Source organism: Streptomyces finlayi (assembly GCF_014216315.1).
Taxonomy (GTDB): Bacteria; Actinomycetota; Actinomycetes; order Streptomycetales; family Streptomycetaceae; genus Streptomyces; species Streptomyces finlayi_A.
Map to the genome: position 1 here is coordinate 3,007,402 of NZ_CP045702.1, position 25,128 is coordinate 3,032,529.

General features: G+C 70.9%; 27 protein-coding genes and 1 pseudogene. 6 read left to right on the forward strand and 22 right to left on the reverse strand.

Annotated features, from left to right (window positions below; translation table 11 throughout):
• Positions 1-66: 66 nt before the first annotated feature.
• The 7 genes from F0344_RS13655 to tsaB all read right to left on the reverse strand — a co-directional run bounded on the left by F0344_RS13655 (position 67) and on the right by tsaB (position 4,985).
• Complete coding sequence (locus F0344_RS13655) at positions 67-531, reverse strand: VOC family protein (protein ID WP_185299057.1); 465 nt, start codon at positions 529-531, stop codon at positions 67-69.
• 91 nt (positions 532-622) lie between these two features.
• Positions 623-1,861 carry an RNA polymerase sigma factor gene (locus F0344_RS13660; RefSeq protein WP_258049937.1) on the reverse strand — a complete coding sequence of 413 codons (1,239 nt, stop codon included), beginning with the start codon at positions 1,859-1,861 and terminating at the stop codon, positions 623-625.
• Positions 1,862-1,934: 73 nt separating this feature from the next.
• Positions 1,935-2,291, reverse strand: a complete 357-nt coding sequence (locus F0344_RS13665; RefSeq protein WP_185299059.1) for a YciI family protein — start codon at positions 2,289-2,291, stop codon at positions 1,935-1,937.
• A 117-nt stretch (positions 2,292-2,408) separates the two neighbouring features.
• The gene (locus F0344_RS13670) at positions 2,409-2,675 is read right to left on the reverse strand and encodes a hypothetical protein (RefSeq protein ID WP_185299060.1); all 267 of its coding nucleotides are present in this window, start codon (positions 2,673-2,675) and stop codon (positions 2,409-2,411) included.
• A complete protein-coding gene (tsaD, locus tag F0344_RS13675) occupies positions 2,672-3,772 on the reverse strand; it encodes a tRNA (adenosine(37)-N6)-threonylcarbamoyltransferase complex transferase subunit TsaD (protein WP_185299061.1) in 1,101 nt (366 codons plus the stop codon). The genes F0344_RS13670 and tsaD overlap by 4 nt, the downstream gene beginning before the upstream one ends.
• Positions 3,772-4,269 (reverse strand): ribosomal protein S18-alanine N-acetyltransferase, encoded by a 498-nt coding sequence (rimI, locus tag F0344_RS13680; RefSeq protein WP_185302672.1) that lies wholly within the window; start codon positions 4,267-4,269, stop codon positions 3,772-3,774. The genes tsaD and rimI overlap by 1 nt, the downstream gene beginning before the upstream one ends.
• A gap of 53 nt (positions 4,270-4,322) precedes the next feature.
• Positions 4,323-4,985, reverse strand: coding sequence for a tRNA (adenosine(37)-N6)-threonylcarbamoyltransferase complex dimerization subunit type 1 TsaB (gene tsaB / locus F0344_RS13685; RefSeq protein WP_258049938.1), 663 nt, complete (start codon positions 4,983-4,985; stop codon positions 4,323-4,325).
• Positions 4,986-5,113: 128 nt separating this feature from the next.
• Here tsaB and F0344_RS13690 point away from each other — a divergent pair, with 128 nt between their 5' ends.
• Positions 5,114-5,698: a hypothetical protein gene (locus F0344_RS13690; protein ID WP_185302674.1), complete on the forward strand. Its 585-nt coding sequence runs from the start codon at positions 5,114-5,116 to the stop codon at positions 5,696-5,698.
• 20 nt (positions 5,699-5,718) lie between these two features.
• On the opposite strand, the gene F0344_RS13695 is transcribed toward F0344_RS13690, so the two are convergent.
• The 8 genes and pseudogenes from F0344_RS13695 to glmS all read right to left on the reverse strand — a co-directional run bounded on the left by F0344_RS13695 (position 5,719) and on the right by glmS (position 13,296).
• Positions 5,719-5,937, reverse strand: coding sequence for a hypothetical protein (locus tag F0344_RS13695; protein ID WP_185303033.1), 219 nt, complete (start codon positions 5,935-5,937; stop codon positions 5,719-5,721).
• A gap of 162 nt (positions 5,938-6,099) precedes the next feature.
• Positions 6,100-6,636, reverse strand: a complete 537-nt coding sequence (gene tsaE, locus F0344_RS13700; protein WP_185299062.1) for a tRNA (adenosine(37)-N6)-threonylcarbamoyltransferase complex ATPase subunit type 1 TsaE — start codon at positions 6,634-6,636, stop codon at positions 6,100-6,102.
• Positions 6,611-7,853 (reverse strand): annotated as a pseudogene (locus tag F0344_RS13705) (alpha/beta fold hydrolase); the annotation flags it as partial. The pseudogene F0344_RS13705 and the gene tsaE, both read right to left, overlap by 26 nt.
• Positions 7,854-7,949: 96 nt before the next feature.
• Complete coding sequence (gene alr / locus F0344_RS13710; RefSeq protein ID WP_185299064.1) at positions 7,950-9,089, reverse strand: alanine racemase; 1,140 nt, start codon at positions 9,087-9,089, stop codon at positions 7,950-7,952.
• A gap of 72 nt (positions 9,090-9,161) precedes the next feature.
• A complete protein-coding gene (locus F0344_RS13715) occupies positions 9,162-9,548 on the reverse strand; it encodes a DUF488 domain-containing protein (protein ID WP_185299065.1) in 387 nt (128 codons plus the stop codon).
• A 53-nt stretch (positions 9,549-9,601) separates the two neighbouring features.
• Positions 9,602-11,056, reverse strand: a complete 1,455-nt coding sequence (locus tag F0344_RS13720; RefSeq protein WP_185299066.1) for an NAD(P)H-hydrate dehydratase — start codon at positions 11,054-11,056, stop codon at positions 9,602-9,604.
• Positions 11,057-11,060: 4 nt separating this feature from the next.
• Positions 11,061-11,429 (reverse strand): holo-ACP synthase, encoded by a 369-nt coding sequence (locus tag F0344_RS13725; protein WP_185302675.1) that lies wholly within the window; start codon positions 11,427-11,429, stop codon positions 11,061-11,063.
• Positions 11,430-11,445: 16 nt separating this feature from the next.
• On the reverse strand, positions 11,446-13,296 hold the full coding sequence (glmS, locus tag F0344_RS13730; RefSeq protein ID WP_185299067.1) for a glutamine--fructose-6-phosphate transaminase (isomerizing): 1,851 nt from the start codon (positions 13,294-13,296) through the stop codon (positions 11,446-11,448).
• Between the two features lie 297 nt (positions 13,297-13,593).
• Here glmS and F0344_RS13735 point away from each other — a divergent pair, with 297 nt between their 5' ends.
• The 4 genes from F0344_RS13735 (at position 13,594) to F0344_RS13750 (ending at position 16,788) form a co-directional block, all read left to right on the forward strand.
• Positions 13,594-14,472: a helix-turn-helix domain-containing protein gene (locus F0344_RS13735; protein ID WP_185299068.1), complete on the forward strand. Its 879-nt coding sequence runs from the start codon at positions 13,594-13,596 to the stop codon at positions 14,470-14,472.
• Positions 14,469-14,678: a DUF397 domain-containing protein gene (locus F0344_RS13740; RefSeq protein ID WP_185299069.1), complete on the forward strand. Its 210-nt coding sequence runs from the start codon at positions 14,469-14,471 to the stop codon at positions 14,676-14,678. The genes F0344_RS13735 and F0344_RS13740 overlap by 4 nt, the downstream gene beginning before the upstream one ends.
• A gap of 135 nt (positions 14,679-14,813) precedes the next feature.
• Entirely contained in the window at positions 14,814-15,809 is a 996-nt protein-coding gene (gene coaA, locus F0344_RS13745) for a type I pantothenate kinase (RefSeq protein ID WP_185299070.1), read from the forward strand.
• A gap of 19 nt (positions 15,810-15,828) precedes the next feature.
• A complete protein-coding gene (locus tag F0344_RS13750; RefSeq protein WP_185299071.1) occupies positions 15,829-16,788 on the forward strand; it encodes a DUF389 domain-containing protein in 960 nt (319 codons plus the stop codon).
• 7 nt (positions 16,789-16,795) lie between these two features.
• Here F0344_RS13750 and glmM read toward each other — a convergent pair whose 3' ends face one another.
• The 4 genes from glmM to F0344_RS13770 form a co-directional block, all read right to left on the reverse strand.
• Positions 16,796-18,154, reverse strand: coding sequence for a phosphoglucosamine mutase (glmM, locus tag F0344_RS13755; RefSeq protein WP_185299072.1), 1,359 nt, complete (start codon positions 18,152-18,154; stop codon positions 16,796-16,798).
• Between the two features lie 226 nt (positions 18,155-18,380).
• Positions 18,381-18,917, reverse strand: coding sequence for a 30S ribosomal protein S9 (gene rpsI, locus F0344_RS13760; protein ID WP_185299073.1), 537 nt, complete (start codon positions 18,915-18,917; stop codon positions 18,381-18,383).
• A 44-nt stretch (positions 18,918-18,961) separates the two neighbouring features.
• A complete protein-coding gene (gene rplM, locus F0344_RS13765) occupies positions 18,962-19,405 on the reverse strand; it encodes a 50S ribosomal protein L13 (protein WP_185299074.1) in 444 nt (147 codons plus the stop codon).
• Between the two features lie 225 nt (positions 19,406-19,630).
• Positions 19,631-21,253, reverse strand: coding sequence for an ATP-binding cassette domain-containing protein (locus F0344_RS13770; protein ID WP_185299075.1), 1,623 nt, complete (start codon positions 21,251-21,253; stop codon positions 19,631-19,633).
• Positions 21,254-21,481: 228 nt separating this feature from the next.
• On the opposite strand from F0344_RS13770, the gene F0344_RS13775 reads away from it, so the two are divergent.
• Entirely contained in the window at positions 21,482-22,336 is an 855-nt protein-coding gene (locus F0344_RS13775) for a hypothetical protein (protein WP_185299076.1), read from the forward strand.
• An 18-nt stretch (positions 22,337-22,354) separates the two neighbouring features.
• On the opposite strand, the gene truA is transcribed toward F0344_RS13775, so the two are convergent.
• The 3 genes from truA to F0344_RS13790 all read right to left on the reverse strand — a co-directional run bounded on the left by truA (position 22,355) and on the right by F0344_RS13790 (position 25,076).
• Entirely contained in the window at positions 22,355-23,209 is an 855-nt protein-coding gene (truA, locus tag F0344_RS13780; protein WP_185299077.1) for a tRNA pseudouridine(38-40) synthase TruA, read from the reverse strand.
• Between the two features lie 78 nt (positions 23,210-23,287).
• Complete coding sequence (gene rplQ / locus F0344_RS13785; RefSeq protein ID WP_185299078.1) at positions 23,288-23,818, reverse strand: 50S ribosomal protein L17; 531 nt, start codon at positions 23,816-23,818, stop codon at positions 23,288-23,290.
• 235 nt (positions 23,819-24,053) lie between these two features.
• Positions 24,054-25,076, reverse strand: a complete 1,023-nt coding sequence (locus tag F0344_RS13790; protein WP_024755423.1) for a DNA-directed RNA polymerase subunit alpha — start codon at positions 25,074-25,076, stop codon at positions 24,054-24,056.
• Positions 25,077-25,128: the final 52 nt, after the last annotated feature.

Here is a 25,128-nt window from a genome sequence, read left to right on the forward strand (position 1 = left end):
GGCCGTGCCCGGAGCTGACGGGCCGTGAACCGCGCGTGGATGCCCGGCCGCAGGCCGCCTCGGACCTCACGCGTCCCGGAGCGCCTGGATGTCCAGCTTCCGCATGCCGAGCATCGCCTTCATCGCCCGCTCCGCCTTGGCCGGGTCCGGGCTGGACAGCACCTCGGTCAGCCCCTTGGGGACGATCTGCCAGGACAGGCCGTACCTGTCCTTGAGCCAGCCGCACTGCCCCTCCTCACCCTCCGCGGTGAACGCCTCCCACAGCCGGTCCACCTCGGCCTGGTCCGCACAGTCCACGGAGAGCGAGACGGCCTCCGTGAAGGGGAACTGCGGACCGCCGTTGAGGGCGATGTACTCCTGGTCCGCGAGCCGGAAGCTCACCGTCATGACCCCCTCCGGCTCTCCCGGGGCGGACGGTCCGTAGTGGGTCACGTCCAGAATCCGCGAGTCGCCGCCGAAGACGGAGACGTAGAAGTTCGCCGCCTCCTCCGCCTGGTTGTCGAACCACAGGAACGTGGTGATCTTCTGCATGGTCTTCTCCTCGCCGGAAATCCGGGAACGGCGACATGCCGGGGATGTCGAAAAGCCTTTCAGGAACGTAGACCCGTCCCGCCCCCGGAACTCATCGCGACACCCGGTCGGCGCGCGCCAGCAGCAGCGTCCTCTCCTGCTCGTTACGGGTCAGTTCCGCCGCCCGTACGAACTCCGCCCGCGCCTCCTGCGCCCGTCCGAGCCGCTCCAGCAGATCACCCCGCACGCTCGGCAGCAGGTGGTACGCCTTGAGCTCGGGCCCGGCCGCCAGCGCGTCCACCAGGACGAGGCCCGCCGCGGGCCCCTCGGCCATGGACACCGCGACCGCCCGGTTCAGCTCCACCACGGGAGACGGTACGAGCGCCGCGAGGCGCCGGTACAGCGTGGCGATCACGGTCCAGTCCGTGGCCTCGTACGTCACCGCGTGGGCGTGACAGGCGGCGATCGCGGCCTGGAGGGCGTACGGCCCCGCCCCGCCCGCCTCGTTCGCCCGTGCCAGGGCCGCGAAGCCGCGCCGGATCAGCAGCCGGTCCCAGCGCGACCGGTTCTGGTCGGCGAGCAGTACCGGCGCACCGTCAGGGCCGGTCCGGGCCGCGGCGCGCGAGGCCTGGAGCTCCAGCAGCGCGACGAGCCCGTGGACCTCGGGCTCCTTCTCCATCAGGCCGGCCAGTACCCGGGCGAGCCGCAGCGCGTCCTGGCAGAGGGCCGGACGCAGCAGATCGTCGCCCGTGGTCGCCGCGTACCCCTCGTTGAAGATCAGGTAGATCACTTCGAGCACGGAGTCGAGGCGGGCGGCGCGGTCCGGGCCGTACGGCACCTCGAAGGGGACACCCGCCCGGCCCAGTGTCCGCTTCGCCCGCACGACGCGCTGCGCGACGGTCGTCTCGGTGGCCAGGAACGCGCGGGCGATCTCCTCGGTACCGAGGCCGCCGAGGAGGCGCAGCGTGAGCGCGATCCGGGCCTGCGTGGAGAGCACCGGATGGCAGGAGGTGAAGATCAGCCGCAGGAGATCGTCGTCGATGCGGTCGGGGTCGGCGGGTTCCGGGGGCGGTACGTCCTCCAGGGTCCGGCCGACCTCAGCCAGTTTGCGCGCGTAGGTCTCCTTGCGGCGTACGAGGTCGATCGCCCGGCGCTTCGCGGTGACCATGAGCCAGGCGCCCGGCCGGTCCGGGACCCCCGACTCCGGCCACTGCTCCAGCGCGGCCAGCAGGGCGTCCTGCGCGATTTCCTCGGCGATCCCCACATCGCGCACGATGCGGGCGGTCGCGGCGATGATCCGTGCCGATTCGATCCTGAAAACGGCTTCGACGGCACTGCGTGCTTCTGTCACGGCCACCCATCAGAGCAGCCGGGGGCCGGGGCGGCAAGCACCTGCCGCCCCACCCCTGTGCGGCGAAGGCCTGTCAGCCTTCGGCGATCTCGCGGATCTCGGAGGTCACGGTCCAGTGCGCCTCGTGGACGGCGAGGAACCGCTTGGTCCACTCCAGGATCTCGGCCTTGTCCTTGGCCTGGATGATCGCGTAGCCGCCGATGACTTCCTTCGTCTCGGTGAACGGCCCGTCGGTGACGGTGAACTCGCCGTTGGACCAGGTGACCCTGGTGCCCTGCGCGGTCGGGGTGAGCCCGGCCGTGTCCAGCAGGACGCCGGCCTTCGTCATCTCCTCGAGCAGGGCGCCCATGCGCTGCATCAGCGCTTCGCTGGGGCCCTCGGCCGGGGCGTTGTTCTCGTCGATACGAACCATCGTCAGGTAGCGCGGCACGGTGACTCCTCGGGGCCGGGGCGGGCTGTTTCCCGCCTCACACTCATGCGTCGAACGGGCACGCCCCGGATCGACACCCCGGAGAAGTCTTTCTCCGAACCTTCTTTCCGAGGATCTTCAGCCTACGGATTCGAAGCGCCAGCGATGCACCGGCCGGGCGATCAACTCCGCTTCCGGCTCAGGGAGTTCCGGCAGCTCGTCGCCGTACGCGCCCTCCCACCAGGTGATGACGAGCACCCGGTCCTGCGGGGCGCGCAGCAGCTCACGGCGGACGGGCTCGCGGACCAGCTCCGCCGACCGGGCCCGCGCCCACTCCAGCAGCTCTGCGCCCCGGCCCTCGGTGGCCCGCGCCTCCCACATCAGTGCGACGCCCGGAGTGCTCATGAGTAGAGGTTGTCCTTGCTGATCTCGTGCACGTGGTCGTGGCCGTGGGTGTGGACACCCGGCACGTGGGTCTCCGTCACCGGCAGCGAGGAGTCGGCCGACAGTTCCAGGTCCGAGGCAGGCCGGTTGCGGGCCACCATCTCGGCGCCCAGCGCGGCGACCATCGCCCCGTTGTCCGTGCAGAGTCCGGGTCTGGGCACCCGCAGCCGGATACCGGCCCGCTCGCACCGCTCCTGGGCCAGGGTCCGCAGCCGCGAGTTGGCCGCGACACCGCCACCGATCATCAGATGGCCGACGCCCTCGTCCTTGCAGGCCCGGACCGCCTTACGGGTGAGCACGTCCACGACGGCCTCCTGGAAGGACGCCGCCACATCCCGTACCGGCACCTCCTCGCCCGCCGCCCGCTTCGCCTCGATCCAGCGCGCCACGGACGTCTTGAGCCCGGAGAAGGAGAAGTCGTACGCGGGGTCGCGCGAACCGCTCAGACCGCGCGGGAACGCGATGGCCTTGGGGTCGCCCTCCTTCGCCAGCCGGTCGATGACCGGGCCGCCGGGGAATCCGAGGTTCAGCACCCGGGCGATCTTGTCGAACGCCTCACCCGCCGCGTCGTCGATCGTCGCGCCCAGCGGCCGTACGTCATTGGTGATGTCGGGCGCGAGCAGCAGCGAGGAGTGACCGCCGCTGACCAGCAGCGCCATCGTCGGCTCGGGGAGCGGGCCGTGCTCCAGCTGGTCGACGCAGATGTGCGAGGCGAGGTGGTTCACCCCGTAGAGCGGCTTGTTCAGGGCGTACGCGTACGCCTTGGCCGCCGAGACGCCGACGAGCAGCGCGCCCGCGAGCCCGGGCCCGGCCGTGACCGCGATGCCGTCGAGGTCGCGGGCGCTGATCCCGGCGTCCTTCAGGGCGCGCTCGATGGTCGGGACCATCGCTTCCAGATGGGCGCGGGAGGCGATCTCCGGCACGACACCGCCGTACCGGGCGTGCGTGTCGACGCTGGAGGCGACGGCGTCCGCGAGCAGGGTCGTGCCGCGCACGATGCCGACCCCGGTCTCGTCGCAGGAGGTCTCGATGCCGAGTACGAGCGGTTCGTCAGCCATCAGTCAGTCTCAGTCTCTTGTCCGTGCTCTTGACCGGGTTCTTGTCCGTGCTCTTGTACATGGAGGCGCATGACGAGCGCGTCGATGTTGCCCGGCTGGTAGTAGCCGCGCCGGAAACCGATCGGCTCGAAGCCGAAGCGCTCGTACAGCTTCTGCGCGCGGGTGTTGTCGACCCGTACCTCCAGAAGCACGGCGGAGCACTCGAAGGCCGTGGCGTGCTTCAGCAGATCGGTGAGGAGTTCGAAGCCGAGGCCGCCTCCCCAGTGGTCGCGGGTGACGCCGATGGTCTGTACGTCCCCGAGGTCACCGGCGGCCGCCAGGCCCGCGTATCCGACGATCCGGCCGGTGGCCGGTTCCTCGGCGACGACATAACGACGGGTGGCGCCGGGACCGCGGGCGTGGGCCAGCTCCGACCAGAACATCCCGGCCGACCAGGCGTCCTCCGGGAACAGCTCGTGTTCGAGCTCCAGCACCGGATCGATGTCCCACCAGCGCATCTCGCGCAGCACGGCGGCCACGGTCGCCGCACCCGCCCCCTGGATCGCTTCGGTCACTTCGGGGTGACCACCTTGTAGTTCTTCGGCACCTGGGCGTCGGGCCTGCGCAGATAGAGCGGCTGCGGCGGGAGCAGTTCCTGCCCTGCCGCGAGGCGTTCGGCGGCGAGGGCCGCCAGTGCGCCCGCCGAGACGTGTTCGGGCTCCCGGGCGTCGGGGAACGCCTCCGGATAGAGCACCGCGCCCGCCCCGACGACGGGCAGGCCCGCGAGCTGTTCGGCGATGTCGGCGGGCCGGTCCACCGCGGGGTCACCTGTGCGGGTACGGAAGTCCTCGTACCTCGCCCAGTAGACCTCCTTACGGCGGGCGTCCGTCGCGACGGCGAACGGCCCCTGGAGGCCGGCGAGCCCGGCGGCGTACGCGAGACCGTCCAGGGTGCACACGCCGTACACGGGGAGGGAGAGCGCGGAGGCGAAGGCGGCCGCCGTCACGAGACCGACGCGGAGGCCGGTGTACGGACCGGGGCCGACGCCCACGACCAGGCCGGTGACGGCATCGAGTTCCAGACCGGCTTCGGACAGGACCCGGTCGACGGCGGGCAGCAGCAGTTCGCCGTGCCTCCGGGCATCGACCTGGCTCGTCGCGGCGACGACGGCTGAGCCGTCGTGCAGGGCGACGGTGACGGCGGGGGTGGCGGTATCCACTGCGAGCAGGAGCACACAAACAGCCTACGGCTCCGCCGACGGGGGCACCGCGCCCGTACGTCGTCCCGGTCGGCCCCGCCCCGGCTGCTACCGTCACCCGGTATACGTGTGTACGACATAAACGCTTGTACGACATGCGCCGGATGGCAGGCGAAAGGGGAGATCAGGTGGCAAGGGGCAGCTCGGGAATCGTGGCCGGGCTCACCGCGGCGGCGATCGTCGCGGTCAGTTTCCTCGCCTACCAGGCATCGGCGAGCGCACCGGAATCGGTGGCGGAGGTCAAGCCCACGGCTTCCGGCAGCGCTTCGCCCATGCCCTCCCGGAAGCCGAAGCCGACGAAGGCTCCGCTGGCGGTGCCCGAGGACTCAGGCACCGGGATGCGGGTCGTCTACGCGCTGAAGGACCGGCGGGTGTGGCTGGTGGACACCAAGGAGCGGGCGGGCCGGACCTTCACCGTGATGCCGAGTCCCGTCAGCCCGTTGCCCGGCGTGTACCAGGTGGGTTCGCGCACCGGCAGCGTCATGGGTTCGGACGGCGTGATGATCGAGCACGTCGTGCGCTTCACGAACGTAGACGACGTGGCCATCGGATTCAGCGCCGCGCAGGACGGCACGATGGCGAGTCCGGACCCGACGGCGAAGACCGGCGGCGTCCGGATGAAGCGGTCGGACGGCGACGCGATGTGGACCTTCGCGACGGTGGGCGTCAAGGTCGTCGTCGTTCCGTAGCGGTACGGGACGGTCAGGGCTCAGGCCGCGTCGCGCCGCTGCGCGGGCGGTCCCGGCCGCCGTTCGCGTTCCGTCTCTTCTCCCCGGCCGTTCCGCTCGTCGCCCGCTCCGTGCTCGTCGCGCGGGGGTGTGGAGACCGCCGACGCGGCGGCGCACGAGGCCAGCAGGTCTTTCATGGACACGGTCGACGACGGCCACGCCTGCGGCGACTGCGGCTCTTCACGCTCGGGCGTCGGCATGGATGCCTCCTGGGGCTCCGGTGGGAGGCGTGGTTAGGCAGACCTAACCACGCCTCTCTCCATGTGAACACGCTTACGGCTCCGCGCGCAACAATTTACCGACGGCCTGTCGGAAAGTCTCGCGGGAACCGCCCGGCGCCCCGGGAGCGATCCCGATGGGCGCTACCCCTCCGGAGCCAGATCCGCCCGCAGCCCGGCCCAGCGCGGGCCGATGCCCAGCAGCGTCACCGTGCGCCGCTCGTCGTCCGTGTCACCGACAGCGCGGTCGATCAGCACCCGCAGCCGGTCGTCCGACAGTTCCTCGACCTTGCCGTCGCCCCACTCAACGACCACCACCGAATCCGGCAGCGAGACATCGAGGTCCAGGTCCTCCATCTCGTCGAGCCCACCGCCCAGGCGGTACGCGTCGACGTGGACCAGCGAGGGGCCGCCGACCAGCGAGGGATGCACACGGGCGATCACGAAGGTGGGCGACGTGACGGCTCCCCGCACCCCGAGCCCCTCGCCGAGCCCCCGGGTGAGCGTCGTCTTCCCTGCGCCCAGCTCGCCGGTGAGCATCACCAGGTCACCGGCGGCCAGCACACCGGCGATCCGGCGGCCCAGCTCCTGCATCTGTTCGGGTGACTCGACGGCCACAGCCAGGGTGACGGTGCCGGGTGCGGGGGACTCCGCCACCGGGCTTTTCTGCACTGCTTCCATGCGCGTCAACGTTAGTCGGTCGGAGCCGTCGTCGGCACGGCCCCGATGCGCACCAGCAGGTCCGCGAGCCGCTCGTTCACCACGTCGGGGTGCTCCAGCATCACCAGATGGCCCGCGTCCGGCACTATCACCAGCTCCGCGCCCGGCAGGATCTCCGCGATGGCCTCGCTGTGCGAGCTGGGCGTCACCAGGTCCTTGGCACCCGCCAGGATCAGCACGGGCACATGAAGGAACGCGGGCAGCGCCCCGCTCTTGTCGTGCTCGGTGAACGCCGGATAGAACTCGGCCACCACATCGATCGGGGTGGCCTCGATCAGCCGCTCGGCGAACCGCGCGACCGCCGGGTCCACATCACGCGAACCGAACGAGTACCGCTTGATGAGGCTCGCGAAGAGGTCGGCGGTCGCCCGCCGCCCGCGCTCCACCAGCTCCGTCTGCGAGCCGAGCGCCCTCAGCACCCCAGGCATCACCCGCCGCACCGCGTTGACTCCCGCCACCGGCAGCCCGAAGCTCACCTCGCCGAGCTTCCCACTGGAGGTGCCGACGAACGCGACCGCCGCCACCCGGTCCCGGATCAGCGCCGGATCATGGTCGGCGAGCGCCATCATCGTCATGCCGCCCATCGAATGCCCGACCAGCACGAGCGGTCCCTCGGGGGCCGCCGCGTCGATGACGGCCTTCAGGTCGCGGCCGAGCTGGTCCACGGAAACGGGCACGCCCTCGGCCGGGCCCCTTCCGCGCTCGGACCGGCCGTGGCTGCGCTGGTCCCAGTGGACCGTACGCACCAGACCGCGCAGCGCGGCCCGCTGGAAGTGCCAGGAGTCCTGGCTGAGGCAGTAGCCGTGACTGAAGACGACCGTCACGGGCGTGGGTGCCTTACGGCCGAAGAGTCTGCGCCGCCGCGAACCGGTGGCGGCCGGGCCGGAGCCCGTACCGCTCTCAAGCTCTACCTCGTCGACTTCGTAGTGCAGCGCGGTGCCGTCGTCCGCGACCGCTTTCCCCGGCACGCCCCGCAGGGCGCCGTAGGGGCCCGCGGCGTCCAGCGCCAGCCGGGCCTTCTTGCGCATGCCCCGGCCCACGGTCATCCGCTCGACCGCGACACCGGCCGCCGCGCCCGCCGCGATCACCCCTATCGCCGCACCCGCGATGCCCGCCCTCCGCCAGCCGGCCGCGGCGGCCGCCGTTGCCACCACGTCCCCCGCGCTGCTCTCGCTCACCGTGCCCCGCTCTCGTCCTGGTCGTGGAAGTCCTGGTCAGTGCACTACCGAGTGGTCGGTCGTCGAAAGGTTTTGTCGATGGAACGACGGAGACCGCTACCGGTTCAGATGGACGCGCGGCACCCGGGACCCGATGCGCGTGACGATCTCGTACGCGATGGTGTCCGCCGCCACCGCCCAGTCCTCGGCACTCGGCTCACCCCGGTCCCCCGGCCCGAACAGCACCGCCTCCGCACCCGGCTCGGGCTCGTCGCCCTCCAGGTCGACCACGAACTGGTCCATGGCGACCCGCCCCGCGACCGTGCGGCGCCGGCCCCCGACGAGGACCGGGCCCCGGCCCGAGGCGTGGCGCGGGATTCCGTCCGCGTATCCGACGGGCACCAGACCCAGGGTCGTCCCGGCGGGCGTCGTGTAGTGGTGCCCGTAGCTGACGCCGTGGCCCGCGGGCACCTGCTTGACCAGGGCGACCGAAGCGGCGAGCGTCATCACCGGGCGCAGACCGAAATCGGCCGGCGTGCCCAGCTCGGGGCTGGGCGAGATGCCGTACATGGCGATCCCGGTCCGTACGAGGTCGAAGTGGGACTCGGGGACCGTGAGGGTCGCCGGGGAGTTCGCCATGTGCCGGACCTCGGGCCGGACGCCCGCCTTCTCGGCGTACGCCACCAGGTCCCGGAACACCTCCAGCTGGGACGCGATCGACGGGTGCCCGGGTTCGTCCGCGCAGGCGAAGTGCGACCAGAGGCCGGTGATCCTGACCGTGCCGGCCTCCTCTGCGGCGCGGGCCGCCGAGACCAGTTCCGGCCAGTCGGCGGGCTGGCAGCCGTTGCGCCCGAGGCCGGTGTCGGCCTTCAGCTGGATGCGGGCCACCATCCCGGCGCCGGCCGCCGCCTCGACGACCTCCCGCAGCGCCCACATGCCGCTGACCGACACGTCGATGTCGGCCTCGATCGCCTCGCGCCACGGGCCGCCCGGCGTCCACAGCCAGCACATCACCCGGCCGTCGAGCCCGGCCGTCCGCAGGGCCAGTGCCTCCTGCGGGGTGGCGGTGCCCAGCCAGGTCGCACCCGCTTCGAGCGCGGCCCTGGCACAGGGCACCGCACCGTGTCCGTACGCGTCGGACTTCACGACGGCCATGAGCTGGGCACCGGCCGCCCGCGCACGCAGGGCGCGCACGTTGGCGCGCAGTGCCGCGAGGTCGATCTCTGCACGGGCTCTCAGGGTCGCTGTCTCGTTCATCGCGCCCAGTGTCTCAGAGGCGTACGCCAGTACGTGTCGCGTGAGCCGCGCGGCTCGGGTTCCGGAGCCGGGTCAGCGCCCCGCCAGCTCGTGCTCCAGATGGTCCACGAGCACCGGGACATGGCTGTGCGCGACGTCCTTCACCGCCGTCACCAGCGTCACCGGGCCGCCCTCGCGCAACAGGGCGACCAGCTCACCGACCGCCTCGGTGTGGGCGGGGTCCGTCAGCTCGGCGCGGTAGCGGTCGACGAAGCCGTCGTAGCGGGAACCGGGGTCCTGGTGGTACCAGGAGCGCAGTTCCTTCGACGGGGTGACGTCCTTCAGCCACATGTCGATCGCGGCCTCCGCCTTGCTCTCCCCGCGCGGCCAGAGCCGGTCGACGAGCACCCGTACCCCGTCCTCGTCCTCGTCCTCCAGCGGCTCGTACACCCGTCGTACGCGTACGGAACGCTTGCCCACGGCCGTCTCCTTCCGCCGCCCCCGCGCCACCTCGCTCCCAGCGTGGTGCAGGCTCAGCCGTCCCGCACATCACGCCAGGCCGCCGGGATGGCGTCCGCGACGTCCTGCGCGGACACCGGCGCCCCGGCCGATGCCCGGCGCGCCGCCAGCCCGTGCAGATAGGCGCCCACCGAAGCCGCGTCGCGCGGGGCGAGGCCCGCGGCCAGCAGCGAGCCGGCCAGACCGGAGAGCACGTCGCCGCTGCCCGCCGTGGCCAGCCAGGAGGTGCCGGTCGGGTTGACCCGTACGGGCGTGTCCCGGGCCTCGGCGACCAGGGTCGTCGACCCCTTGAGCAGAACCGTGCAGCGGAAACGGGCGGCCAGTTCCCGCACGGCGGCGAGCCGGCCCTCCTCGACCTCCTCGCGCGCCACGCCGAGCAGCGCAGCGGCCTCCCCGGCGTGCGGGGTCAGCACGGTGGGCGCCGAGCGCAACCGTACGGCTTCGGCGTCCAGCTGCCGCAGCCCGTCCGCGTCCACCAGCACCGGCACGTCGGCGGCCAGGACACCGGCGATCGCCTCGGCCGCCCCGGACCCGTCCCCGAGCCCGGGCCCGACGACCCACGCCTGGACCCGCCCCGCCCTGGCGGGCGGCCCCGCGTGCACCAGCGTCTCCGGGTAGCGGGCGATCACCGCACCGGCGCCGGGACCCACGTACCGCACGGCCCCCGCGCCGCCCCGCAGCGCTCCGGCGACCGCGAGCACCGCCGCCCCCGGATACCGCTCGGACCCGGCCACCACACCGACGACCCCGCGCCGGTACTTGTCGCTCTCGGCGCCCGGTACGGGCAGCAGCGCCGCCACGTCCGCGTACTGGAGCGCTTCCAGGTCCGGCGGCTCCGGCAGGTCGGGGCCCAGTCCGATGTCGACGAGCCGCAGCGCGCCCGCCCGTCCGGCGGCCGGGTCGATGAGCAGCCCCGGCTTGTACGTACCGAAGGTGACCGTCGCGTCGGCCCGCACCGCCGGGCCGTTGACCTGTCCGGTGTCCGCCTCCACCCCGCTCGGCAGATCCACGGCGAGGACGGGCGCCCCGTGCCCGTGCGCGGTGACGGCCGCCACCAGGGCCGCCGCCTCCGGGCGCAGCCCGCCACGGCCGCCGATCCCGGTGATGCCGTCCACGACGAGGTCGACCACGCCCAGCCCGTCCGCACCGTCGAGCACCTGGCCACCGGCCGCGCGCAGCGCCGCCAGCCCGCCGGGGTGCGCCTTGTCCGGCGCGGTCAGCAGCGCCCGTACACCCGCTCCGCGCTTCGCCAGCCGTGCCCCGGCGTACAGCGCGTCGCCGCCGTTGTCGCCGCTGCCGACGAGCAGGAGGACCCGGGACCCGTAGACCCTGCCGTTGCGCCGCAGCAGATCGCCGCAGGCCACCGCGAGCCCCGCGGCGGCCCGCCGCATCAGGGCGCCCTCCGGCAGCCGCGCCATCAGTGCCGCTTCGGCGGCCCGTACGGTCTCCACGCTGTAAGCGGTTCGCATACGGTCAACCCTCCGCGATCACCACGGCCGACGCCACCCCCGCGTCGTGACTGAGGGAGACGTGCCAGTGCCGCACCCCGAGCTCGGCCGCGCGCGCGGCGACCGTGCCCCGGACCCGCAGCCGGGGCTGCCCGCTCTCCTCGACGTACACCTCTGCGTCCGCCCAGTGGAGATTGCCGGGCGCGCCGAGCGCCTTGGCGACGGCCTCCTTGGCGGCGAACCTGGCGGCGAGCGAGGCGATCCCGCGCCGCTCGCCGCTGGGCAGCGTCAACTCGCTTTCCAGGAAGAGCCGTTCGGCCATCTGGGGCGTACGCTCCAGCGCGGCGCCGAAGCGCTCGATCTCGGCCACATCGATCCCGACCCCAATGATCACGTACTCACTCACTCACTCACTCGACTGTCACCGACTTCGCCAGGTTGCGCGGCTGGTCCACCTCGTTGCCGCGGGCCGTCGCCAGTTCGCAGGCGAAGACCTGCAACGGCACGGTGGCGACCAGTGGCTGAAGCAGCGTAGGCGTAGCGGGGATCCGGATCAGATGGTCGGCGTACGGGACGACCGCCTCGTCACCCTCCTCGGCGATCACGATGGTGCGCGCCCCGCGGGCCCGGATCTCCTGGATGTTCGACACCATCTTGTCGTGCAGCACCGAGCGCCCACGGGGTGACGGCACGACCACGACGACCGGCAGACCGTCCTCGATCAGCGCGATGGGCCCGTGCTTGAGCTCACCCGCGGCGAACCCCTCCGCGTGCATGTACGCGAGCTCCTTGAGCTTCAGCGCGCCTTCCAGGGCCACCGGATAGCCGACGTGCCGTCCGAGGAACAGCACGGTGTCCTTGTCCACGAGCGAGCGTGCCAGTTCCCGCACGGGCTCCATGGTCTCCAGCACCCGTTCGACGGCCCCGGCCATCTCGGACAGCTGCCGTACGACCGTCCGGATCTCGTCCGCCCACGTGGTCCCGCGCACCTGCCCGAGGTACAGGGCGACGAGGTAGCAGGCGACGAGTTGCGTAAGGAACGCCTTCGTCGAGGCGACCGCGACCTCCGGACCCGCGTGCGTGTAGAGGACCGCGTCGGATTCCCTGGGGATGGTCGACCCGTTCGTGTTGCAGATGGCGAGCACCTTCGCCCCCTGCTCACGGGCGTGCCGCAGCGCCATCAGGGTGTCCATGGTCTCGCCGGACTGCGAGATGGCGATGACGAGCGTCCGCTGGTCCAGGATCGGGTCGCGGTAGCGGAACTCGCTGGCCAGCTCCGTCTCGCAGGGCAGCCGGGTCCAGTGCTCGATCGCGTACTTGGCGATCATGCCGGCGTGGTACGCGGTCCCGCAGGCGATGACGACGACCTTGTCGACCTCGCGGAGCACGCTGGGCGCGATCCGCACCTCGTCGAGCCGCAGCGCACCCTCCTCCCCGCCGACCCGCCCGAGGAGCGTGTCCGCGACGGCCTTCGGCTGGTCGGCGATCTCCTTGAGCATGAAGGAGGCGTAGCCGCCCTTCTCGGCAGCGGAGGCGTCCCAGTCCACGTGGTAGGCCCGGGTCTCGGCGGGCCGCCCCGCGAAGTCGGTGACGCTCACCCCGTCCCTCGTCAGCTCCACGACCTGGTCCTGGCCCAGCTCGACCGCGTCCCGGGTGTGCGCGATGAACGCGGCGACGTCGGAGGCGAGGAAGGTCTCGCCCTGCCCGATCCCCACCACGAGCGGCGAGTTCCGCCGGGCGCCGACCACCGTGTCCGGCTCGTCGGCGTGTACGGCCACGAGCGTGAAGGCGCCTTCGAGCCGCCGGCACACCTGCCGCATGGCCTCCGCCAGGCCGGCACCGCCCGAGTAGCCCTCGGCCAGCAGATGGGCCACCACCTCGGTGTCGGTCTCGGACGCCAGGTCGTGGCCGCGCTCGGCCAGTTCGCCCCGCAGCGCGGCGAAGTTCTCGATGATCCCGTTGTGCACGACCGCGACGCGGCCCGCGTTGTCCAGGTGGGGGTGGGCATTGGCATCGGTCGGCCCCCCGTGGGTGGCCCACCGGGTGTGCCCGATACCGACGTTCCCGGCCGGCAACGGCCGCTCCATCAGCTCCTTCTCCAGATTCACCAGCTTCCCCGCCCTCTTCGCGGCGGCGAGCCCGCCGTCCGAGAGGAGGGCCACTCCCGCCGAGTCGTACCCCCGGTACTCAAGGCGCTTGAGACCCGCGACCACGACGTCCTGCGCCGACTGCCCACCGACATAACCCACGATTCCGCACATAGCGGCACCATACGGCCGGGGGGTGCGGCTGCCCAGGGTTACGGGAAGGGTGGGCGTGGGAGGGCTACGACGCGATCGACGCCGAAACCGTCGCCTCCTGCTGTCCGCAGCGCGCCGAATCCTTTACAGCGGCGGAATCGTCGCGGCAGTCACGATCCGGTGATTCCGCAGCAACGAGCCCCTGCGTACGGCGATTGTCCCGGGCTTGTCCGGTGCTGTCCCGGCTGTCCGGCGTGACGTGCGGGGAACAGAGGCGGTTGAGGACGTACGGCACGTGGGTCAGGGAGGGGGGCACGTATGAGCGTGGACGGCGACGGTACGGAGCAGGGCGACGGCGGTGCGGACGAGCCCGGTTGGGACGTCGATCCCGACGACGAGTCGGGGGTGGCGGTGGTCGCGGCGGTGGGCCGCCAGATCAAGGCCTGGCGCGAGGCGGCGGGCCTGCGGGCGGCCGAGTTCGGGGCGGCCATCGGCTACGGCGAGGACCTCGTCTACAAGGTGGAGGGCGGCCGGCGCATCCCCCGCCCGGAGTTCCTGGACAGAGCGGACGACGTCGTGGGCGCGGGCGGGAAGCTGTCCGCGATGAAGAAGGACGTGGCGGAGGTCCGCTACCCGAAAAAGATTCGGGAGCTGGCGAAGCTGGAGGCGCAGTCGGTCGAACTTCTGGCGTACGGGAGCCACAACCTCCACGGGCTGTTGCAGACGGAGGAGTATGCGCGGGCGCTGTTCGGGATGCGTCGACCCGCCTTCTCGGCGGATGAGGTGGAGAGGCTGGTGGCTGCTCGTGTGGCGCGGCAGTCCATCTTTGACCGCTCGCCTGCCCCGGAGCTCAGCTTTGTCCAGGAAGAGGTGACGCTGCGACGCCACCTTGGGGGCAGAATGGTGTTGCGCCGGCAGCTCGAACGCCTTTTGGAAGTGGGGCAGTTGCGGAACGTTGAGATCCAGGTGATGCCGACGGGCCGGGACGATCACGCCGGGATGGGCGGAGAGATGCAGGTGCTGAAGTTCCGGGACGGCTCGGCGGTCGGACGCTCCGAGGGCGACTTCGGCAGTCGTCCGGTCTCCGACCCGAAGCACCTCCGGATCATTGAGCTGCGGTGTGGCATCATCCGGGCTCAGGCTCTCACGCCTCGGGAGTCGCTGGCCTTCATCGAGCAAGTGCGGGGAGAGACATGATCAGCCAGACCTCTGCCGGAGACGCTTCCCGGCTGGAGTGGTTCAAGAGCAGTTACAGCGACAGCAGCAACAGCAACGAGTGCGTCGAGGTGGCGTCCGCCCCCGGCACGGTGCACGTCCGCGACTCCAAGGACCTCCCCGGCCCCCGACTCGGCTTCGCGCCCGCCGTGTGGACGGACTTCGTCACGTACGCCCCCAGCATCTGATCCCGTACGCGCAGGCCCACGCGCCCCGCCTCCGACCGCACCGGGAGCGGGGGCGCGCACCTTCCCGCCCTGCGCGGGAGCCCACGTGACCGAGCCCACCCCCCACGGAGCGAGAACTCCCGCGACAATGAACCCGTGATCACTTCGCCGGCACGGAGCACCCCCCGTCGCACCGAGCACGCGCAGACGCCCTACGTCGACCTGTCACGGGCCGAGTGGAGCGCCCTGCGCGACAAGACTCCGCTCCCGCTCACCGCCGACGAGGTGGAGCAGCTGCGGGGTCTCGGCGACGTCATCGACCTCGACGAGGTCCGCGACGTCTATCTGCCGCTCTCCCGGCTCCTCAACCTCTACGTCCAGGCCACCTCGGGTCTGCGCGGCGCCCTCAACACCTTCCTGGGCGACGCGGGCAACGGCCACGGGGCGCAGCGCGGCACCCCGTTCGTCATAGGGGTCGCGGGCAGTGTCGCCGTCGGCAAGTCCACCAGCGCCCGCATCCTCCAGGCGCTGCTGGCCCGCTGGCCCGAACACCCAAGAGTCGAGCTGGTCACGACGGACGGCTTCCTGCTGCCGATGAAGGAGCTCCAGACGCGCGGCCTGATGTCGCGCAAGGGCTTCCCCGAGTCGTACGACCGCAGGGCCCTGACCCGTTTCGTCGCCGACATCAAGGCCGGCAAGGACGAGGTCACCGCACCCGTCTACTCGCACCTGATCTACGACATCGTGCCGGACGAGCGGCTGACCGTCCGCCGCCCGGACATCCTGATCGTCGAGGGGCTGAACGTGCTCCAGCCGGCGATGCCCGGCAAGGACGGCCGGACCAGGGTCGGGCTCGCCGACTACTTCGACTTCAGCGTGTACGTCGACGCCCGGGCCGAGGACATCGAGACGTGGTACCTCAACCGCTTCCGCGAGCTCCGCGAGACGGCGTTCCAGAACCCGTTCTCGTACTTCCGCAAGTACACCCAGGTCTCCGAGGAGGAGGCCATGGACTACGCCCGCACGATGTGGCGGACCATCAACAAGCCCAATCTGCTGGAGAATGTCGCGCCCACCCGGGGCCGTGCCACTCTGGTGCTGCGCAAGGGGCCGGACCACAAGGTCCAGCGCCTGTCGCTGCGCAAACTCTGACCTCTCCGGGAGCCCGGCCGTGCTGCACCTGCGCCTGATCGTCCCCGCCGACCGCTCGGACGAGGTGGTGCGTCTCCTGGAGGACACCGTCGGCTGCACTCACCTCGCCGTGCTGACCGGCGCGGCCCGCAGCCCGGCCGGTGACGTCGTGCTCTGCGATGTGGCACGCGAGGCGGGGGACGAACTGATCGGCGCGCTGCGCGCTCTGGGCATCGACAAGTCCGGTTCGATCACCGTCGGGGACGTGGACCTGACGCTCTCCGCGCACGCCGATCAGGCGGAGGAGGACGCGCCGGGTGACGGCGCCGACGCGGTGCTGTGGGAAGAGCTGTCGGATGCCACCCACGAGGAGTCGACGCTCAGCGTCACGTACCTGGCGTTCCTCAGCGTCGCCACGATGCTCGCCGCCTGCGGTGTCATGCTCGACAACGCGATCCTGATCGTGGGCGCCATGGCGGTCGGCCCGGAGTTCGGCCCGCTGGCCGGCATCTGCACGGCGCTGGTGAAGCGCGTCCCGCGCATGGCGTTGCGCTCCGCGTGGGCCCTGATCGGCGGCTTCGCGGTGGCGATGGTCATGACCGCGGGCTTCGCCTGGGTGATGGACGCCTTCGACCTGTTCACCCGCTCGATGATCGAGGGCGAGCGGCCCAACACGGCGTTCATCTGGCAGCCGGACTGGATGTCGTTCGTCGTGGCGTTCCTCGCGGGTATCGCCGGGACGCTCTCGCTGACCTCGGCGAAGTCCGGGGCACTGATCGGCGTGGCGATCTCGGTGACGACGGTCCCGGCGGCGGCCAACGCTGCGGTGGCGTTCAGCTACAAGGACTACGGCCAGATGTCGGGCTCCGCCGGCCAGCTGCTGGCGAACCTCGGCGGCATCGTGCTCGCGGGCACCCTGACCCTCCTGGTGCAGAAGGGTCTGTGGGCCGCCCGCCGCCGCCGGGCGGCCCCGAAACCGGCGCCGTCCGGCAGCATGTGACGGCAGGTCACCCCAGGGCGGACTTCACCGCGTCGGCCAGCCGACCGGCCACGGCGCGCGCCTGCTCGATGTCCGCGGCCTCGACCATGACGCGCACGAGCGGCTCGGTGCCCGACTTACGCAGCAGTACGCGGCCGGTGGCACCCAGCTCACGCTCCGCCTCCGCGACGGCGGTGGCCAGCTCGGACGAGGTGCTCACCCGGGACTTGTCGACGTCCGGGACATTGATGAGCACCTGCGGGAGGCGCCGCATGACCCCGGCCAGTTCGGCGAGCGTACGGCCGGTGGCGGCGACCCGGGCCGCCAGCATCAGCCCGGTCAGCGTGCCGTCGCCGGTCGTGGCGTGGTCCAGGACGATGACGTGGCCGGACTGCTCCCCGCCCAGCGCGAAGCCTTCGGCCTTCATCGACTCCAGGACGTAACGGTCCCCGACGGCGGTCTGGACGAGCGCGATGCCCTCCCGCTCCATCGCCATCTTGAAGCCGAGGTTAGACATGACGGTGGCGACGACGGTCTCCTTGCGGAGCTGTCCGGCGTCCCGCATGGCGAGGGCGAGCACGGCCAGGATCTGGTCGCCGTCGATCTCCTCGCCCGCCGCGTCCACGGCCAGGCAGCGGTCGGCGTCACCGTCGTGCGCGATGCCGAGATCGGCCCCGTGCTCGACAACCGCGGCGCGCAGCAGGCCCAGGTGGGTGGAGCCGCAGCCGTCGTTGATGTTCAGACCGTCCGGCTCGGCACCGATGGTGACGACCTCGGCACCGGCCCGTGCGAACGCCTCGGGCGAGACCCAGGCAGCGGCACCGTGCGCCTCGTCGAGGACGACCTTCAGCCCGTCGAGCCGGTTGGGGAGAACGGCGATGAGGTGGGCGACGTACCGGTCGAAGCCCTCGGCGTAGTCACTGACCCGGCCCACTCCGGCACCCGTCGGGCGCGCCCACGGCTCACCGGTGCGGTGCTGCTCGTAGACCGCCTCGATCCGGTCCTCCAGCTCGTCGGCGAGCTTGTGGCCGCCACGGGCGAAGAACTTGACACCGTTGTCCGGCATCGCGTTGTGACTGGCGGAGAGCATCACACCGATGTCGGCGCCGAGCACGCCCGTGAGGTACGCCACGGCGGGGGTGGGCAGCACGCCCACCCGCAGGACGTCCACGCCCGCGCTGGCGAGGCCCGCCACGACGGCTGCCTCCAGGAACTCTCCGGACGCGCGCGGGTCACGGCCCACGACGGCCGTCGGCCGATGCCCCTGGAAGGTCCCCGCCTCGGCAAGCACATGCGCCGCCGCGACCGACAGACCGAGCGCGAGCTCGGCCGTCAGATCCGCGTTGGCGACGCCGCGCACGCCGTCCGTGCCGAAGAGTCGTCCCACTGATGTCCTCCGAGATTGCTCCGAAACCACAAACCACGAACCCGAAATACGAAAACAGGGGCGGGCCGCCAGGGCATGCTGCCGCGAACTCCGCGCGACAGGGCCCGGCCCTCGGACCCTATGAACGTCTCATGCCGTTATACGCCCGCGAGGGCCGATAAACGAACGCCCCAGCGGCACGAAGTGTGCCGCCGGGGCGAACGGGTAACGCTGACGAGCAGGCGGTTTAGCGCTTGCTGTACTGCGGGGCCTTACGGGCCTTCTTGAGACCGGCCTTCTTGCGCTCGACCGCACGGTCGTCACGGCAGAGGAAGCCGGCCTTCTTCAGCGTGGCGCGGTTGTTGTCCACGTCCGCCTCGTTCAGCGAGCGGGCCACGCCGAGGCGCAGGGCACCGGCCTGACCGGAGACGCCGCCACCCGAGATGCGGGCGATGACGTCGTAGCGGCCGTCGAGCTCGAGCACCTTGAAGGGCTCGTTGACTTCCTGCTGGTGCACCTTGTTGGGGAAGTAGTCCTCAAGGGTGCGACCGTTGATCTTCCACTTGCCGGTGCCCGGAACGATCCGGACGCGGGCGATGGCGTTCTTGCGACGGCCCAGTCCGGCCGCGGGCTGCGGGTCGCCGAAGCGGCCTGCCAGCGACTCGGAGGTGTACTCGCCCTCGACGGGAACCTCGGACTCGAACGTGGTCACCTCGGCGAAAACCTCTTCGCCCTCGGTGCCCGCCGTGTCGTCGGTGGTCGTCTCAACAGTGGTCTCGGCCACGATTCTCCTCAGATCTTTCTGTACGTCTTGGGGGGAGGCCGGAACTACTGCGCGACCTGGGTGATCTCGAACGGGACCGGCTGCTGCGCGCCGTGCGGGTGCTGGTCACCCGCGTAGACCTTGAGCTTCGAGAGCATCTGACGACCCAGGGTGTTCTTGGGGATCATGCCCTTGATGGCCTTCTCGACAGCCTTCTCCGGGTTCTTGGAGAGCAGCTCGTCGTAACGCACGGAACGAAGACCGCCCGGGAAACCGGAGTGGCGGTACGCCATCTTCTGGGTCTTCTTGTTGCCGGAGAGGTGAACCTTCTCGGCGTTGATGATGATGACGAAGTCGCCCATGTCCATGTGGGGGGCGTAGATCGCCTTGTGCTTGCCGCGAAGGAGAATCGCGGCCGTGGTGGCCAGACGGCCCAGGACGATGTCCTCGGCGTCAATGATGTGCCACTGGCGAGTGACATCGCCGGGCTTGGGGCTGTACGTACGCACTTCGTAGCCTTCGCTTCTTCAGTGGATGGGGTCCAGACACATGGCACCTCTGAAGCGACATGCAGCTGGGGCACACAATGCCGGGGACGCTGCCCGTATGCGAGCCACTGGTAACTGCTCCAGGGAACCTACGTAAGGCCCTTCGCGTGAGAACGACGAAGCCAATACGTATAACAGTCCCCGAGACTACCCGCCCCGCCCCGGGCCGGTCAAAACGCGCCGGCCCTACCGCTTCCGCTCGACCCGCCGCTCGTCCCAGACCGGCTCCGCGGACTCCCGCACCACCCCGTCCGACCCGAAGACCAGATACCGGTCGAAGGACTTCGCGAACCACCGGTCGTGCGTGACCGCCATCACCGTGCCGTCGTACATCTCCAGCCCGTCCTGCAGCGCCTCGGCCGACTCCAGGTCCAGGTTGTCCGTCGGCTCGTCCAGCAGCAGAGCCGTCGTCCCCGCCAGCTCCAGCAGCAGGATCTGGAACCGCGCCTGCTGCCCGCCCGACAGCTTCTCGAACGGCTGGTCCCCCTGCCGCTCCATCTCGTACCGCCGCAGCACGGACATCGCCCCGCCCCGGTCCTTGGCGTGCTCGGTCCAGAGGATCTCGACCAGCGTGTGTCCCAGCAGCTCAGGATGCGCGTGCGTCTGCGCGAAGTGCCCCGGCACGACCCGCGCCCCGAGCTTCCACTCCCCCGTGTGCGCCACCGACGCATCGCCGGCCAGCAGCCGCAGGAAGTGCGACTTCCCCGACCCGTTAGATCCCAGGACGGCTACCCGCTCCCCGTAGAAGATCTCCAGGTCGAACGGCTTCATCAGACCGGTCAGCTCCAGGTTCTTGCAGGTCACCGCCCGCACCCCGGTCCGCCCACCCCGCAGCCGCATCCTGATGTCCTGCTCGCGCGGCGGCTCCGGCGGCGGGCCCGCCTCCTCGAACTTCTTGAAGCGCGTCTGCATCGCGTGGTAGCGGTTCGCCATGTCCGGGCTGTTCGCCGCCTGCTGCCTCATCCGCAGGACCAGCGCCTTCAGCCGGGCGTGCTCCTCCTCCCAGCGCCGCAGCAGCTCCTCGAAGCGGGCGAACCGCTCCTTGCGCGCCGCGTGGTAGGTCGCGAACCCGCCACCGTGCACCCAGACGTCCGACCCGGCGGGGCTGGGCTCCACGCTCACGATCTTCTCCGCGGCCCGGGACAGCAGCTCCCGGTCGTGGGAGACGAACAGGACCGTCTTACGGGTCTCCTTCAGCTTCCCCTCCAGCCACCGCTTGCCCGGCACGTCCAGATAGTTGTCCGGCTCGTCCAGCAGGAGCACCTCGTCGGGCCCCCGGAGGAGCGCCTCCAGGACCAGCCGCTTCTGCTCACCCCCACTGAGCGTCCGCAGCTCACGCCACTGCGCCTTCTCGTACGGGACGCCGAGCGCCGCCATCGTGCACATGTCCCACAGGGTCTCGGCCTCGTACCCCCGCACCTCCGCCCAGTCACTGAGCGCCTGCGCGTACGCCATCTGCGCGGCCTCGTCGTCGACGGTGAGGATCAGCCGCTCGGCGGCGTCGACGGCCGCGGCCGCGTCCCTGATCCTCGGCTGGGCCACGGACACCAGCAGGTCCCGTACGGTCCGCTCGTCCCGCACCGACCCCACGAACTGGGCCATCACCCCGAGCCCGCCACTCACCGACACCGAACCGCCGTGCGGCTGGATCTCACCGGCCAGCAGCCGCAGCAGCGTCGTCTTGCCCGCGCCGTTCGCCCCGACGAGAGCGACGACGGCGCCGTCCGCGACCCGGAACGAAGCATCGCCGAGCAGCACCCGCCCGTCCGGTAGGTAGTACTCCAGGTGCCCTGCTTCAAGATGTCCCATACCCAGCATTGTCACGGCCCGCGAAGCCCTGGCCCAACCGGTTTTGCCGCGGTCTTGGACCGACCGGCACATGGGGGGTGGAAGAAGGAGCGGGGCTGGGTACGTGCAGCTGCAAGGCGGAGGATTGAGGCAACGCGGAGCGTTGGTGATTGACGACAACGCCGCAGATGTGCGTGCCCAGCCCCGCGACGCCGCCCCCCATGTGCCGGTCGGTCTAGGATTCGCCGCATGAGCATTGGTCAAGGGGGGCCCTCCTGGGGGCCGGGGGGCAGTCACACGCCGGACTGGGCGGCGCTGGCCGAGGAGTCGGCCGCGCGCAGCCGGCGCAGGAAGTGGCTGATGATCGGCGGCGGCGCGCTGGCCACCGCGGCGGTCGCCGCGATCGTGGCCACGGCCGTGATCACGGCCAACGGCGACGACGGTCCGGCCCGGTCGGAGAAGAACGCGAGCGAGCTGCCCGCGCCCGCCGAGCTGCCCGAGGAGACCGCCACACCCGAACCGTCGTTCTCCTCGGTGGCGCCGCCGCCACCGCCGGACCCGAAGGACTACATCTCCGACGCCAGGAAGGACAAGGCGCCGATCACCGCCGACGCCTTCTTCCCCGGCAAGCGTCTGACCATGGGCGACCGGGTCCACATCAAGGGCGCGACGGCACAGACCCGCAACTGCGCCGGGACCACCCAGGGCGCGCTCGGCTCCATCCTCACCAGCAACCGCTGCGAACAGGTCATCCGCGCCACCTACCGCAAGGACGGCGTGGCGGTGACGGTCGGCCTCGCCGTCTTCAAGACCGAGGCACAGGCCAAGAAGGCCGCACAGCAGGCATCGGGCGGCATCGCCTCGCTCAACGGCGCCGGCGTCCCCACCTTCTGCCGCGGCGGCTCGGTGTGCCGCCGTACCGCCAACTCCTACGGCCGCTACGCCTACTTCACCGTGAGCGGCTTCACCGACGGCAGGAACGTCACCAAGGCGGACGCCGACGTGTTCGCGGTCGGCGACGACCTGACGAACTTCACGTTCCGTCAGATCCGTCACCGGGGCGAGGTCCAGGCGTCGGCGGACATCGGCGCGCCCGTCGGCTGACCGGCACCGCCCGGGGGCTCAGCAGCAGCCGCCCCCGGGCAACGTCCGTACGTTCCGGGCCTCCACCGCCCGCGCCGCCAGCAACGCGTCGGCGGGATAGGCGACTTCCTCCAGCGTCAGCCCGTGCGGCCTGACCACATGCACCGCGGGGTCCCGCACCCGCGCAGCCAGTACCTCCGCGGGCCACCGGGCGGGCCGGCGCCCGTCCCCCACGAACAGGGCCGCACCGATCAGCGCCCGCACCATGTTGTGGCAGAAGGCGTCCGCCTGCACGGTCGCCGTCATCACACCGGACGCCTCGCCCCGTACCCAGTCGAACTTCTGGAGCGTACGGATGGTCGTCGCACCCTCGCGCTTCTTGCAGTACGCGGCGAAGTCGTGCTCGCCCACCATCGGCGCCGCCGCCTCGTTCATCGCGTCCACGTCCAACGGCCTGTCGTGCCACAGGACGTGGCCCCGCAGCAGCGGGTCCACCCCGCCCGGCCGGTCCGCGACCCGGTACGCGTAACGCCGCCACAGCGCCGAGAACCGCGCGTTGAAGCCGGCCGGCGACTCGGCTGCCCGCCAGATCCGCACGTCCTGCGGCATCCGTCCGGCCATGCGCCGCAGCAGCTTCTCCTCGTGCTCGGCCCACACCTCGGCCGGCAGATCGACGTGCGCGACCTGCCCCCGGGCGTGCACCCCGGCATCGGTACGCCCGGCGACGGTCAGGTCGTACGTACGCGAGGACCGCGTCACCGTCCTCAGCGCATCCTCGATCTCCCCCTGCACCGTGCGCCTGCTGGTCTGCTTCGCCCAGCCGGAGAAGTCCTTCCCGTCGTACGAAAGGTCCAGCCGTACCCGTACGAAACCGGGCTCCACCTCGTCACTCACCCGCGCATCCTCTCAGAACAGAACGGGCCCGCATCGCCCCGAAGGGAGATGCGGGCCCGTCCAGTGGTCTCAGAACGCTCAGGCGTCCTTGCCGTCCACATCAGCCGCTGCCGCGGCGGGCGCGTCGGCCTCGGCGGCCGGCTTGGCGTCCTCGACGGACTCGGCCGGGGCCTCGTCCTTCTTGAGGGAGTCTTCCTTGACCGCACGCTTCGTCGCGGCCTCGGCCTCACCGGTGGCCTGCTGCGCCACGGTCAGCGCCTCGACCAGCTCGATGACCGCCATCGGGGCGTTGTCGCCACGACGGTTGCCGATCTTGGTGATACGGGTGTAACCACCGGGGCGGTTCTCGTACCGCGGGGCGATCTCGGTGAAGAGCGTGTGCACGATGCCCTTGTCCGTGATCGACTGCAGCACCAGGCGACGGTTGTGGATGTCGCCCTTCTTCGCCTTGGTGATGAAACGCTCGGCGACGGGGCGCAGGCGGCGAGCCTTGGCCTCGGTCGTCGTGATGCGGCCGTGCTCGAACAGCGACTTCGCGAGGTTGATGAGAAGAAGCTTCTCGTGCGCAGCGCTGCCGCCCAGACGGGCGCCCTTGGCGGGCTGAGGCATGGTATTTCTCCTTGTGTGCTGCACCGGCCGTATCAGGTACCGGTGTCAGTTCCCGCGAGGCGGCCGCCCCGCGGAAGTTCTTGCTCGCCGTGGCTCTCATCGGACAACAGCCCGAAATCAAGCGCTACGGCTCTCGCCGGACATCAGCCAAAATCAAGCCCGTCCGGCGATTGAGGACAAAGGCCCTCGGCCCGGCCGGGGCGCCCAATGATCCGGGCACCCCCGCCGGAGGCGATCAGTACTGCTCGGTCTCCACGAAACCGGCGTCCGCGTCGTCGTCCGCGCCGAACGCGTCAGCCGCGGCCGTCGGGTCGAAGCCGGGAGGCGAGTCCTTCAGCGCGAGGCCCATACCGGCCAGCTTCGCCTTGACCTCGTCGATCGACTTCGCACCGAAGTTGCGGATGTCGAGCAGGTCGGCCTCGGAACGAGCCACGAGCTCACCCACGGAGTGGATGCCCTCGCGCTTGAGGCAGTTGTACGAGCGGACCGTGAGCTCGAGCTCCTCGATCGGCAGCGCCAGATCGGCGGCGAGCGCGGCGTCCGTGGGCGAGGGGCCCATGTCGATGCCCTCGGCGTCGATGTTGAGCTCGCGCGCCAGACCGAACAGCTCGACCAGGGTCTTACCGGCCGACGCCATGGCGTCACGGGGACGCATGGCCTGCTTGGTCTCGACGTCGACGATCAGCTTGTCGAAGTCGGTGCGCTGCTCGACACGGGTCGCCTCGACCTTGTACGTGACCTTGAGCACCGGGGAGTAGATGGAGTCGACCGGAATCCGGCCGATCTCCTGGCCCGCCTGCTTGTTCTGGACGGCGGAGACGTAGCCGCGACCGCGCTCGACGGTCAGCTCCATCTCCAGCTTGCCCTTGCCGTTCAGCGTGGCCAGGACGAGGTCCGGGTTGTGGACCTCGACACCGGCCGGCGGGGCGATGTCAGCGGCGGTGACCAGACCGGGGCCCTGCTTGCGCAGGTACATCACGACGGGCTCGTCGTGCTCCGAGGAGACGACGAGCTGCTTGATGTTGAGGATGAGGTCGGTGACGTCTTCCTTGACGCCCGGCACGGTGGTGAACTCGTGCAGGACACCGTCGATGCGGATGGACGTGACAGCCGCACCCGGGATCGAGGAGAGAAGAGTCCGGCGCAGGGAGTTGCCGAGGGTGTAACCGAAGCCCGGCTCCAGCGGCTCGATCACGAACCGGGAGCGGAACTCGTCGACGACCTCTTCGGTCAGCGACGGACGCTGAGCGATCAGCATGAGGAGAATCCTTCAGTCGTGGGCACCCACTATTTGATGCCCTACAGATGGA

Coding starts and splice junctions, on each gene's coding strand:
- F0344_RS13670 (WP_185299060.1), bottom strand. CDS start 2,675: ATGAGCACTCCGGGCGTCGCACTGATGTGGGAGGCGCGGGCCACCGAG.
- rimI (WP_185302672.1), bottom strand. CDS start 4,269: ATGCGCTGGTGGGACATCGATCCGGTGCTGGAGCTCGAACACGAGCTG.
- F0344_RS13740 (WP_185299069.1), top strand. CDS start 14,469: ATGATCAGCCAGACCTCTGCCGGAGACGCTTCCCGGCTGGAGTGGTTC.
- F0344_RS13735 (WP_185299068.1), top strand. CDS start 13,594: ATGAGCGTGGACGGCGACGGTACGGAGCAGGGCGACGGCGGTGCGGAC.
- F0344_RS13695 (WP_185303033.1), bottom strand. CDS start 5,937: ATGCCGACGCCCGAGCGTGAAGAGCCGCAGTCGCCGCAGGCGTGGCCG.
- F0344_RS13720 (WP_185299066.1), bottom strand. CDS start 11,056: ATGCGAACCGCTTACAGCGTGGAGACCGTACGGGCCGCCGAAGCGGCA.
- F0344_RS13775 (WP_185299076.1), top strand. CDS start 21,482: ATGAGCATTGGTCAAGGGGGGCCCTCCTGGGGGCCGGGGGGCAGTCAC.
- F0344_RS13690 (WP_185302674.1), top strand. CDS start 5,114: ATGGCAGGCGAAAGGGGAGATCAGGTGGCAAGGGGCAGCTCGGGAATC.
- tsaE (WP_185299062.1), bottom strand. CDS start 6,636: ATGGAAGCAGTGCAGAAAAGCCCGGTGGCGGAGTCCCCCGCACCCGGC.
- rplQ (WP_185299078.1), bottom strand. CDS start 23,818: ATGCCTCAGCCCGCCAAGGGCGCCCGTCTGGGCGGCAGCGCTGCGCAC.
- F0344_RS13770 (WP_185299075.1), bottom strand. CDS start 21,253: ATGGGACATCTTGAAGCAGGGCACCTGGAGTACTACCTACCGGACGGG.
- glmS (WP_185299067.1), bottom strand. CDS start 13,296: ATGTGCGGAATCGTGGGTTATGTCGGTGGGCAGTCGGCGCAGGACGTC.
- tsaD (WP_185299061.1), bottom strand. CDS start 3,772: ATGGCTGACGAACCGCTCGTACTCGGCATCGAGACCTCCTGCGACGAG.
- alr (WP_185299064.1), bottom strand. CDS start 9,089: ATGAACGAGACAGCGACCCTGAGAGCCCGTGCAGAGATCGACCTCGCG.
- F0344_RS13655 (WP_185299057.1), bottom strand. CDS start 531: ATGCAGAAGATCACCACGTTCCTGTGGTTCGACAACCAGGCGGAGGAG.
- F0344_RS13790 (WP_024755423.1), bottom strand. CDS start 25,076: ATGCTGATCGCTCAGCGTCCGTCGCTGACCGAAGAGGTCGTCGACGAG.